Annotated in this window: 13 protein-coding genes; 11 read left to right on the forward strand and 2 right to left on the reverse strand. The window is 74.0% G+C overall.

The genetic code is table 11. The features are described from left to right. Window positions 1-63 precede the first annotated feature (63 nt). The 5 genes from VR45_RS14705 to VR45_RS14725 all read left to right on the forward strand — a co-directional run bounded on the left by VR45_RS14705 (window position 64) and on the right by VR45_RS14725 (window position 4,173). On the forward strand, window positions 64-1,434 hold the full coding sequence (locus VR45_RS14705) for a carotenoid oxygenase family protein (RefSeq protein WP_045940189.1): 1,371 nt from the start codon (window positions 64-66) through the stop codon (window positions 1,432-1,434). A gap of 40 nt (window positions 1,435-1,474) precedes the next feature. Then, a complete protein-coding gene (locus tag VR45_RS14710) occupies window positions 1,475-1,990 on the forward strand; it encodes a nuclear transport factor 2 family protein (protein WP_078896518.1) in 516 nt (171 codons plus the stop codon). 147 nt (window positions 1,991-2,137) lie between these two features. After that, on the forward strand, window positions 2,138-2,794 hold the full coding sequence (locus tag VR45_RS14715; protein WP_045940190.1) for a helix-turn-helix domain-containing protein: 657 nt from the start codon (window positions 2,138-2,140) through the stop codon (window positions 2,792-2,794). Then, window positions 2,791-3,528, forward strand: a complete 738-nt coding sequence (locus VR45_RS14720; protein ID WP_045940191.1) for an SRPBCC domain-containing protein — start codon at window positions 2,791-2,793, stop codon at window positions 3,526-3,528. Before VR45_RS14715 ends, VR45_RS14720 begins: the two co-directional genes overlap by 4 nt. A 72-nt stretch (window positions 3,529-3,600) precedes the next feature. Further along, entirely contained in the window at window positions 3,601-4,173 is a 573-nt protein-coding gene (locus VR45_RS14725) for a dihydrofolate reductase family protein (RefSeq protein ID WP_045940192.1), read from the forward strand. A gap of 27 nt (window positions 4,174-4,200) precedes the next feature. Here VR45_RS14725 and VR45_RS42330 read toward each other — a convergent pair whose 3' ends face one another. Continuing rightward, window positions 4,201-4,785, reverse strand: a complete 585-nt coding sequence (locus VR45_RS42330; protein ID WP_052709084.1) for a hypothetical protein — start codon at window positions 4,783-4,785, stop codon at window positions 4,201-4,203. 56 nt (window positions 4,786-4,841) lie between these two features. On the opposite strand from VR45_RS42330, the gene VR45_RS14735 reads away from it, so the two are divergent. Next, window positions 4,842-5,372, forward strand: a complete 531-nt coding sequence (locus VR45_RS14735; RefSeq protein ID WP_045940193.1) for a GNAT family N-acetyltransferase — start codon at window positions 4,842-4,844, stop codon at window positions 5,370-5,372. 28 nt (window positions 5,373-5,400) lie between these two features. Then, window positions 5,401-5,703, forward strand: coding sequence for a DUF1905 domain-containing protein (locus tag VR45_RS14740; protein WP_045940194.1), 303 nt, complete (start codon window positions 5,401-5,403; stop codon window positions 5,701-5,703). A 26-nt stretch (window positions 5,704-5,729) separates the two neighbouring features. On the opposite strand, the gene VR45_RS14745 is transcribed toward VR45_RS14740, so the two are convergent. Further along, window positions 5,730-6,602, reverse strand: a complete 873-nt coding sequence (locus tag VR45_RS14745; protein WP_052709085.1) for a GNAT family N-acetyltransferase — start codon at window positions 6,600-6,602, stop codon at window positions 5,730-5,732. 292 nt (window positions 6,603-6,894) lie between these two features. On the opposite strand from VR45_RS14745, the gene VR45_RS14750 reads away from it, so the two are divergent. The 4 genes from VR45_RS14750 to VR45_RS14765 all read left to right on the forward strand — a co-directional run bounded on the left by VR45_RS14750 (window position 6,895) and on the right by VR45_RS14765 (window position 10,140). Next, window positions 6,895-7,764 carry a CPBP family intramembrane glutamic endopeptidase gene (locus VR45_RS14750; protein ID WP_078896519.1) on the forward strand — a complete coding sequence of 290 codons (870 nt, stop codon included), beginning with the start codon at window positions 6,895-6,897 and terminating at the stop codon, window positions 7,762-7,764. 1 nt (window position 7,765) lies between these two features. Beyond that, window positions 7,766-9,046: a histidine kinase gene (locus VR45_RS14755; protein WP_234325976.1), complete on the forward strand. Its 1,281-nt coding sequence runs from the start codon at window positions 7,766-7,768 to the stop codon at window positions 9,044-9,046. Continuing rightward, window positions 8,998-9,642, forward strand: coding sequence for a response regulator transcription factor (locus VR45_RS14760; RefSeq protein WP_045940195.1), 645 nt, complete (start codon window positions 8,998-9,000; stop codon window positions 9,640-9,642). Before VR45_RS14755 ends, VR45_RS14760 begins: the two co-directional genes overlap by 49 nt. A 72-nt stretch (window positions 9,643-9,714) precedes the next feature. Then, on the forward strand, window positions 9,715-10,140 hold the full coding sequence (locus VR45_RS14765; protein WP_199925947.1) for a PPOX class F420-dependent oxidoreductase: 426 nt from the start codon (window positions 9,715-9,717) through the stop codon (window positions 10,138-10,140). Window positions 10,141-10,217 lie beyond the last annotated feature (77 nt).

Genomic DNA, 10,217 nt, shown 5'->3' on the forward strand with positions numbered 1-10,217 from the left:
CCCGCCGTCTGACGGCGCACCACGAACCACTCGTCACCTCATCCCCACCGAAAGGAACATGTCATGAGCACCCCCAAGAAGCCCCCGTACCTGACCGGCCACTTCACCCCCGTCGTCGACGAGGTCACCGCCACCGAGCTGACCGTCGAGGGCACCCTGCCGCCCGAGCTGAGCGGCCGGCTGCTGCGCAACGGCCACAACCCCAAGCCGGGCGTCACCCCCACCCACTGGTTCAAGGGCAGCGGCATGGTGCACGGCATCCAGCTGCGCGAGGGCCGCGCCGAGTGGTACCGCAACCGCTGGGTGAAGACCCCGGCCCTGGACGGCGCCCCGTACATGACCGAGCGCGGCCCCGACCTGACCGCCTCCGCCGCCGGCACCCACGTCATCGAGCACGCCGGCCGGCTGCTCGCCCTGTGCGAGGCCAACCTGCCGTTCGAGCTCACCCGGGAGCTGGACACGGTCGGCGCCTACGACTTCGAGGGCAAGCTGCGGACCGCGATGACCGCCCACCCGAAGGAGGACCCGCTCACCGGCGAGCTGCACTTCTTCGCCTCCTCGCCCCTCCCGCCGTTCCTCACCCACTACGTCGCCGACGCCTCCGGCAGGATCGTCCACAGCGCCGAGGTCCCGGACGCGACCGGTGCGCTCAAGCACGATTTCGCGATCACCCGCAACCACGTGGTGTTCGTCGAGGGCAACGTCACCTTCGACCCCACCGACCACTCCGGCATCCCCTACGGCTGGAACGACGAGCACCCCGCCCGGATCGGCGTCATGCCGCGCGGTGCGGACGGTGCCGCGCGGATCCGCTGGTTCTCCATCGAGCCGGGCAACATGCTGCACGTCTCGAACGCCTACGAGGACGAGCGGGGCCGCATCGTCCTGGAGGGTCCGACGGTGGACCGGGAGGGCTTCCGGCTCTCCTGGAACTGGTGGATCGGTGCGCCCGGCCGCGGTTCCGAGCCCGTCTCCCACTCCTACACCCGGCGCTGGGTGGTCGACCTGGCGACCGGCAGCGTGGACGAGCGGATCGTCGACGACCTGCCGGTGGAGTTCCCGAGCCTCAACGAGGCGTACCTGGGCGCCGAGAACCGCTACCAGTACGCGGTGGCCTTCCCCGACCAGCAGGGCTTCGGCAGCTACGGCATCGTCAAGTACGACCGGGTCACCGGCGCCCGCCGGATCCGCCGGGTCGGCGACGCCCGGATGCCGAGCGAGGCCCTGTTCGTGCCCGCCGCCGGGTCCACCGGCGAGGACGAGGGCTACCTGCTCACCGTGGTGTCCGACCTCAAGCAGGACGCCTCGCAGCTGCTGGTCCTCGACGCGGCCGGGCTCGACACCGTCGCCACCGTCCACCTGCCCCACCGGGTGGCCGCCGGCCTGCACGGGTCCTGGATCGCCGATGCCGGTACCGACGCCGACCGTGGCTGAGCCCCTTCCCTCCGAACCGTCACGTCCCGAGGAGCCCACGATGTCCCATGTCACCCGCGCCGCGATCCCGTTGATCGCCGCAGCAGCCCTCTCCGGCGCCCCCGCGGTCACCGCCACCGCCTCCGCCGCCACCGTGCCGCACGCCGCGCCGTGCCCGCCGAGGATCGTCGCCGACTGGGCCCGCGCCTGGAACGGCACCGACCCCCGAGCGCTCGGCGCCCTGTTCACCGCCCGCGGCGTCTACACCGACCTGGGCGTGGGCGTCACCTTCCACGGCCGGGAGGAGATCTCGGGCTGGAAGGCCCGCGCGGACCGGCTGATCGACGGCGTCCACGTCACCGTGCGCGCCACGCACCGCGACGGCGGCCGGCTCACCGTCGAGGCCGTCTACGCCGGCCACCTCAAGGGGGTGCCGGAGGCGTTCGCGGTGCCGATGACGACCCTGCTCGACCTCGACGGCCACGGCCGGATCGCCTCGGACCAGGACCACTACAGCCTGGCCGAGGTGCTCACCCAGTCCGGCCTGCCCGCCGACTGGACCCCGCCCGCCTCCTGATCGCGTCACTCCGGTCCCACCCCGGCCGGCGGCAGGATCCCTGCCGCCGGCCGTTGGCGCGCCCGCTTCCCCGGCCCCACCCCGCCGCGCCTCACCGACAAGAATTCTTTCCTTGACAATTTTTCTTGTCGGCACGATCCTTGAACCATGTTGGACGTCGCCGTGATCGAAGAACCCGCAGCGGCCGAGGCGTCGCTGGACCCGATCCGGCGCCGCATCCTCGCCGCCCTCGCCGAGCCCGGCTCGGCCGCCGCGCTGGCCGCCCGGCTTGGGCTGGCGCGGCAGAAGGTCAACTACCACCTGAAGGAGCTGGAGCGGCACGGCCTGGTCGAACTCGCCGAGGAACGGCGTAAGGGCAACGTCACCGAACGGGTGTACCGGGCCACCGCCGCCTCCTACGTGATCTCGCCCGCCGTCCTGGCCGCCGTGAGCCCGGACCCGTCCCGCTCGCCGGACCAGCTCTCCGCCCGCTGGCTGCTGGCCCTCGGCTCCCGGCTGGTGCAGGAGGTCGGCACGCTGCTGACCGGCGCCGCCCGGGCGCAGCGGCGGGTCGCCAGCTTCGGCATCGACGCGGAGGTGCGGTTCGCCTCGGCGGCCGACCGCACGGCCTTCGCCGACGAACTCGGCGAGGCGGTCGCCACCCTGGTCGCCCGCTACCACGACGAGTCCGCCCCCGGCGGGCGCAGCCACCGGGTGGTGGTCGGTCTGCACCAGATCCCCGCCGCCCCCACTCCCACTCCCGATACCGCCCCCGATACCGCTACCGCCCCCGATTCCGGGCCGGGACAGGAGAACGCACGATGACCCACCCGTTCGAGATCGAGCTGGAGACGGTGCTGCCGGCGAGCCCGGACGAGGTCTGGGCGGCGATCGCCACCGGACCGGGCATCGACTCCTGGTTCATGGGCCGCAACGAACTGGACCCGCGCGAGGGCGGCACCGCCGCGATGGAGATCGGCGGCCACCGCGAGGACGCGCTGATCACCGCCTACGAGCCCGGCAAGCGCCTGGCGACCCGGACCGCCACCGCCGAGAACGGCCGCTTCATGGCCTTCGAGTACCTCGTCGAGGGCCGGGAGGGCTCCGCCACCGTGCTGCGCGTCGTCCACAGCGGCCTGCTGGGCGACGACTGGGAGGACGAGTACGACGCGCTGCGGCGCGGCTGGCCGTTCCACCTCCACACGCTCGTCGAGTACCTCACCCACTTCCGGGGCCGTACCGGAGCGCCCGTCTTCGGTGTCGCGGCGGTGCCCGGCCGGCCGGCGGCGGAGCTCCGGGGCGTGCTGGCGAGCGCGCTCGCGCTGCCCTCCCCGCCCGCCACCGGCACCGGGGTGGCGGCCCGCCCGGCGGGACTGCCGCCACTGGACGGCGAGGTGGTGTGGGCGGACGACGAGCGCTTCGCGATCCGCACCGGCGACGGCCTGTACGGCTTCCACCACAGCGCCGGCCTGGTGCTGATGTTCCACCACCTCTTCGGACCGGACACCGAGGGCGCCGAGGCCGCCTGGCAGCAGTGGCTGACCGGCGTCCTCGCCTGACCCCGTCCCCGGACAACTCCCTCAGACAGTCCGCACACCCGAACACCCGCACACGCACCCCGAGGAACCATCATGCGCACGCTGATCAGCACCGCCTTCGTCTCCCTCGACGGCGTCGTCGAGGCCCCGGGCGGCGAGTCCGGCTACCGCAACGCGGGCTGGACCTTCAAGGACATCGATTTCCTCCCCGAGGCCTTCGAGATCAAGGGCCGCGAGCAGGAGGAGGCCACGGCGATGCTGCTGGGCCGGGTCAGCTACGAGGCCTTCAGCCCGGTCTGGCCGGACATGGCGGACTTCGCCCACTACAAGACCCTGCCGAAGTACGTGGTCTCCACCACCCTCGCCGAGGGCGACCTGGTGTCGAACTGGGGCGAGACCACCATCCTGCGCTCGCTCGACGAGGTCGCAGCCCTGAAGGAGACCGAGGGCGGCCCGATCATCGTCCACGGCAGCGCGTCCCTCAACCGGGCCCTCTCCGACGCCGGTCTGATCGACCGCTACCACCTGCTGGTCTTCCCGCTGCTGCTCGGCGCGGGCAAGCGCCTCTTCAGCGAGACCGACAAGGACACCCAGAAGCTGAAGCTGGTCGAGTACGCCGCCTACGCCAACGGCCTCCAGAAGCAGGTCTTCGACGTCGTCCGCTGACGCCCGGTCCGCTCCCGGCCCACGCGGTCACGGTCCGCACAGCCCCCGGGTGGCCCGGGCGCCCGCCACCAGCTTGGTGACGGCCGCCCGGGCCTCGTCCTCCCGGCGCAGTGGGAGGACCGCCGGGGCGGCCTCGTCCATCCACGCGCGGTCGCCGAGCAGAGCGGCCTCCCCGGCGTCCACGGTGACGCCGAGCAGCACGCCCAGGGCCACCAGCCCGCGCGGCGCGTACTGCACGCCCCGGTGATGGCTGAACCGGCCGGTCCAGTACGTGTACGGGTGCCGGACCGTCGCCGCCAGGTGCGGACCGGTCAGCCCGAGCGGGGCCATCTGGCCGAGCGACAGCAGGGCCGTCCGCCGGGACCCCATCCACCGGTGGGTCGTGACGGAGAGACCGAGGGTCATGAAGCGGGCCCACGGCACGACCTCACCCGCCTGCCCGTCCGCGTGCGGGACGATGCCCCCGGGAGCGAACTCCAGGTGCGCCCGGTCCCGATGGTCGCCCAGCAGCCACCGCCCGTCGACCCGCACCAGCGGTCCCGGCAGGTGCGCCGGTCCGGTGCCGTCCGGCCGGGTCCCGTCCGGCCCGGGCCCGTTCGGGAGAGTGTTCACGCGTCCTCCTCGGGACCGCCGGCCCCGCCGCGGGCGGACCTTGGCATGATGCGGGAATGAGTGATGATCAGATCAGCATATTCAGCACGGTCGTCCCGCTGGAGGAGTACAGCCACACCGAGATCCTCGGCGACGGCGCGGACCCCTTCCAGGTCGCCGAGCACGGGATGGTCTGGCGACCCAAGGACATCCACTTCGGCATCCGCACCGAGCCGGACGGCCGGCTCGTCGCGCACGCCGGGCTGGTGGTCCTGCCGGTGTCGATCGACGGGACCCCGACCGAAATCATCGGGCTCGGCGGCGTGGCCGTCGCCGCCGACCGGCGCGGGCACGGTCTCGCCCGGACGGTGGTGGACGGCGCCCTCGCCCACGCCCGCACCCTCGGGCCGCGCTTCGCCGTCCTGTTCTGCCGCCCGGACAAGGCCGAGCTCTACGCCCGCCTCGGCTGGCAGCCACTGGCGGGCCCGGTCGAGGTCGAACAGCCCACCGGCCCGGCGACGATGCCGCTGCGCACGATGTGGTTCCCGCTGCACGACGGTGCCCAGTGGCCCGGAGGGGCCCTCCAGTTGCATTCGTTGCCGATGTGAGGCGTGTGAGGCGTGGGAGGCTGGACCCATGAAGTTCGAATTCCAGGCCGAGCTCTGGATCTGGGAAGCCCGGCGCTCCGACAGCTGGACCTTCGTCAGGCTGCCCGTCGACGCCTCCGAGGAGATCCACGACCTGACCGCCGCCGGGCCGCGGCGCGGGTTCGGTTCGCTGCGGGTGCGGGTCACGATCGGCGCCAGCAGCTGGCAGACCTCGATCTTCCCGGTCGCCGACGGTGCCTACGTCCTCCCCGTCAAGCGCGCCGTCCGCAAGGCCGAGGACCTCGACGCCGGTGACACCACCGCCGTCACCGTCGAGCTCCTCGACCTCTGACGGCCCGCTCCGTCCCGACGGGCCTGCTACAGCACCCGCTGGTACTGGTGGCTCTCGTGCGTCGGCCGGTACCCGAGGGCCTCGTTGACCCTCCGCATCGCGGTGTTGTCCTCGGCGGTGTCGGTCAGCAGGCCACCGAGCGCGGGGTGCCGGCGGCGGGTCAGGGCGATCGCCTCGGCCTTCATCCGCCGGGCGAGGCCGTGCCCGCGGTGGGCGGGCAGGACGGCGGTGCCGTAGTGCTGGCCGTCGCCGGTGCCGTCGGCCGGGACCACCAGCTCGGTGAAGCCGACCATCGAGCCGTCGGACGCGGCCACCGCCGCCACCGTGTGCAGGTGCTCGCCGCGTTCCTCGACCGCCCGGGCCACCGCCCGGAGCCGGTCGACGTCCCAGCTCACCGTGCCGTGGTCGACCTCACCCATCGGCATGTCGTCCATCGCGCGGCGGGCGGCGGCGTACGCGGCGGCGAGCTCGTCGGGGACGGTGCCGTCCCAGGCCACCAGCCGGTAGGGGTGCTCCGTTCCCCCGAACGTCCCCGCCTCGGCCGACCCGGTCAGGTCGAGCCTGGCGTGACGAAGCGTCAGTGCCTTCCGGAACCCCTGCGCCGCGAGGAACCCCTCGCCCGGCGTCCCGTCGTCGACCGCCACCACCACGGCCCGCCGCCCGTCGGCGCGGGCCGCCGCCACCGCGGCGTCCACCAGCCGGGCCCCGACCCCCCGGCGCCGCTCCGCGGGGTGCACCCGCACGGCCAGTTCGGCCAGGTGCGCCTGCCCCGGGTCGGTGAACAGCCGCAGCGAGGCCGTCCCGACCGGATTCCCCTCCCCGTCCGCCGCCAGCCACACCAGCCGTCGACTGTGGGGGCCGTGATCGGGATCGGTCAGCGTAGTGATGCGAATCGACAAATCTTCTCCATGAACCGGGATCGAATGCGCTCGAAGCGACAAGTCGCAGGACGCTACCCGCCCTCACGGTTCATCCGCAACGAGGTTTCCCCGTCCTGATCGGAGACGTCCGGGATGTTCTCCCACTGGACGCTCACCGACATCACCGGGGCAACAGCAGCAGTCCTGACCGGGCGGGGGTGTACCTGGATACACCCCCGCCGGGCAGTTGGACGCAATGTCCGGCCGTCCGCGTCCCGGAAGAGTCGTCGTCGACGGAACCACGCGAACGAGCGGACCGGAGGCGCACGGCATGAGGACCGGACAGGACCGGGTGACGGGCACGGGCACGGCGGGGCAGGACCGGAGGGTGCCGTGGAAGGCCGAGGCGGGGGTGTTCCTCGCCGTCGCCCTCCTCGGGGCCGGGGCGCTGGGCGCCGTCCAGCCGGCCACCGGCGTCCCGACCGAGGTGGTGCAGCTGACCCAGTTCGGGCCCGCCGCAGGGGTGTTGGCGGTCGCCCTGCTGTGGCCGGACCGGATCCGCGCCCGGCTCGCCGGCACCGTCCGCTCGGAGCGCGACACCGCCCGGGCGGGCAGTGCCCGGCTGTGGCTGCTGCTCACCGCGCCGCTGATCATCGCCCTCGCCGCCGGCGCCTACGCGCTGCTCGACGGCGACGCCCGGCTGACCGATCCCCGCTCGCTGGCCCACCCGTTCGCGCTGATCGTGCTCGCCCAGCTGATCGGCGCCTGCGGCGAGGAGATCGGCTGGCGGTGCCTCCTGCAGCCGCTGCTGCGCACCCGGTTCGGGCCGCTCGCCGCCCCGGTCGCGGTGGGGCTGCTCTGGGGCGGCTGGCACGTCCAGGTGTTCGCCCAGCGCCCCGCGTACGCGGCCGGGTTCCTGCTGGGCACGGTCGCACTGTCGGTCGTGCTCGGGCTCGGCCTGGAGGGGGTGCGGGCCCACCGGCTGCTGCTCGCGGGCGGCTTCCACACCCTGGTGAATCTCGGGATGCTGCTGACGATGGACGAGGAGGACGGCACGGTGCTGCCGATGCTGCTGTTCGGCGGCGCCTGCCTGCTGGCGGCCGTGCCGTGGGTGCTGCGGGCCCGGCGGGAGGCGCGGCCGGGCACCCGTGGGCGGACGGCGCCGGGTAGGATCCCGGCGGCGCCGCACGGGGCGCGCTGAGGTGACGGAACGACGGGCGGGCGGGGGAGTGGACGGCACGCTGCGGGCGCTGCTCCGCTGCCAGTTGCTCTCCCTCGCCGCCTTCGCCGTGACCGCGCTCGGCGCCCTGGTGGTGGGCGCGCTGCTGCTGCTCCCGGTCGGCGTCGGCCGGTCGCTGCTGCCGGGCGCGGCCACGCGCCTGCGCCAGCTGTCCGACCGCTACCGCTCTTGGACGACCCGCTGGACGGGCACCCGGATCAGCCCGCCCGACCCGCTGCCGGAGGGGGAGGGCCGACAGCGGGCGGGCCGGATCCTCGCGGACGAGGGCTTCTGGCAGGACGTCCGCTGGTCCTGGCTGGAGCCGTGGGTGGGCGGGCTGCTGGTCGCCCTCCCACCGACGCTGGCCGGCTTCGGACTGTTCGGCGCGCTGGTCCAGCCCTTCCTGTGGCGCCTGCTCGGGCCCGACAACTGGTACGCCTTCGTGCTCGTCGACTCGACCCCCTCGATGCTGGCCGCCGCCGTGCTCGGCCTGCTGTTCGTCGCCGCCGGGCTGCGACTGGCGCCCGCGGTGCTCGGGCTGCACGCCCGGTGGACCCGAAGAGTCCTCGCCGCGCCGTACACCACCGAGCTGCTGCGCCGGGTCGAGCACCTCACCGGCACCCGGGCCGAGGCCCTGGACGCGCAGGCGGCCGAACTGCGGCGGATCGAACGCGATCTGCACGACGGCGCCCAGGCCCGGCTGGTCGCCCTCGGCATGACCCTGGACGCGGCGACCCGGCTGCTGGACTCCGACCCGGCCGCCGCCCGCGACCTGCTGCGGGAGGTGCGGGCGAGCTCGGCGCGGGCCCTCCAGGACCTCCGGGACCTCGTGCACGGCATCCACCCGCCGATCCTCACCGACCGCGGCCTCGGCGACGCCGTCCGGTCCCTCGCGCTGGACAGCTTCCTGGACGTGCACGTGACCGTCGAACTGCCGGGGCGCTTCCCGGCGCCGGTCGAGGCGGCGGCCTACTTCGCGGTCGCCGAGCTGCTCGCCAACGCGGCCAAGCACGGCGGCGGCCGGGAGGTGACGATCCGGCTGGCGCACGCGGGCGGGACCCTGACCGCCCTCGTCGCGGACGACGGCCGCGGCGGCGCGGACCCCGGCCGGGGCGGCGGACTGCGCGGGGTGGCGCGCCGGCTGAGTACCGTCGACGGAACCCTCGCCCTGCACAGCCCGCCGGGCGGCCCGACCACCGTGACCCTGGAGATACCGTGCGCGTCGTCCTCGCCGAAGACCTCTTCCTGCTCCGGGACGGGCTGATCCGGACGCTGCGGGAGCACGGCTTCGAGGTGGCCGCGGCCGTGGACAACGGCCCCGACCTGCGGCGCGCGCTGCACGAGCAGGAGCCGGACGTCGCGGTGGTGGACGTCCGGCTGCCGCCGTCCTTCACCGACGAGGGGCTGCGGGCCGCGCTGGAGGCGCGCCGCTCCCGCCCGGGCCTGCCGGTGCTGGTCCTCTCCCAGTACGTGGACCGGCTGTACGCGCGGGAGCTGCTGGCCGACGGCCGGGGCGCGATCGGCTATCTGCTCAAGGACCGGGTCACCCGCACCGAGCAGTTCGTGGACGCGGTGCGGACGGTCGCGGGCGGCGGCACGGTGATGGACCCGCAGGTGATCGCGAAGCTGCTGGCGCGCGGCGACGCCCGGGGCAGCACCGCCGAGCTGACGCCGCGCGAGCACGAGGTGCTGCGGCTGATGGCGGAGGGCCGCTCCAACGCGGCGATCACGCGTACCCTGCACATCAGCGAGAGCGCCGTGGCCAAGCACACCGCGAGCATCTTCGCCAAGCTGCGGATCGAGCCCTCGGCCGACGACAACCGCCGGGTCCTCGCCGTGCTGGCCCACCTGGAACGCTGATCCGCGCGTGAAACACCGATCCGCGTGCGTCGCTTGACCTTCACACCGGTGTGAAGGTCGATGATGGCCCCCATGACGACCTTCGATCCCCGCGCCCTGCTCGACGCCGCCCGCCTCGGTGTGCTGGCCACGATCAAGTCCGACGGGCGGCCCCAGCTGTCGCCGGTCATGCCGTTCTACGACCGCACCGCCGAGCGGCTGTACGTCTCGATCACCGAGGGCCGGGCCAAGACGGCCAATCTGCGTCGCGACCCGCGCGCCGCCCTGGAGGTCACCCGGGCCGACGGCCGGGCCTGGGCCACCGCCGAGGGCACCGTCACCCTGATCGGGCCGGGCACCGACCCGAAGGGCCTCGAGGTGGAGGCCCTGGTCGACTACTACCGCCGGGCGGCCGGCGAGCACCCGGACTGGGACGAGTACCGGGCCGCGATGGTCGCCGACCGGAGGGTCCTGATGGTGCTCGCCGTGGACCACGTCTACGGCGAACAGCTGGGCTGACCCGGACGGTTCCGGCGGGCGCCCGCGACCGGGACTGTCCCGGTGGGCGCCCGCGACCCGGACCGTCCCGGCGGGGG

Source organism: Streptomyces sp. NRRL S-495 (genome assembly GCF_000966955.1).
Classification (GTDB): domain Bacteria; phylum Actinomycetota; class Actinomycetes; order Streptomycetales; family Streptomycetaceae; genus Kitasatospora; species Kitasatospora purpeofusca.

Coding starts and splice junctions, on each gene's coding strand:
- VR45_RS14735 (WP_045940193.1), top strand. CDS start 4,842: ATGAGTGATGATCAGATCAGCATATTCAGCACGGTCGTCCCGCTGGAG.
- VR45_RS14750 (WP_078896519.1), top strand. CDS start 6,895: ATGAGGACCGGACAGGACCGGGTGACGGGCACGGGCACGGCGGGGCAG.
- VR45_RS14725 (WP_045940192.1), top strand. CDS start 3,601: ATGCGCACGCTGATCAGCACCGCCTTCGTCTCCCTCGACGGCGTCGTC.
- VR45_RS14740 (WP_045940194.1), top strand. CDS start 5,401: ATGAAGTTCGAATTCCAGGCCGAGCTCTGGATCTGGGAAGCCCGGCGC.
- VR45_RS14710 (WP_078896518.1), top strand. CDS start 1,475: ATGTCCCATGTCACCCGCGCCGCGATCCCGTTGATCGCCGCAGCAGCC.
- VR45_RS14720 (WP_045940191.1), top strand. CDS start 2,791: ATGACCCACCCGTTCGAGATCGAGCTGGAGACGGTGCTGCCGGCGAGC.
- VR45_RS14705 (WP_045940189.1), top strand. CDS start 64: ATGAGCACCCCCAAGAAGCCCCCGTACCTGACCGGCCACTTCACCCCC.
- VR45_RS14715 (WP_045940190.1), top strand. CDS start 2,138: ATGTTGGACGTCGCCGTGATCGAAGAACCCGCAGCGGCCGAGGCGTCG.
- VR45_RS14765 (WP_199925947.1), top strand. CDS start 9,715: ATGACGACCTTCGATCCCCGCGCCCTGCTCGACGCCGCCCGCCTCGGT.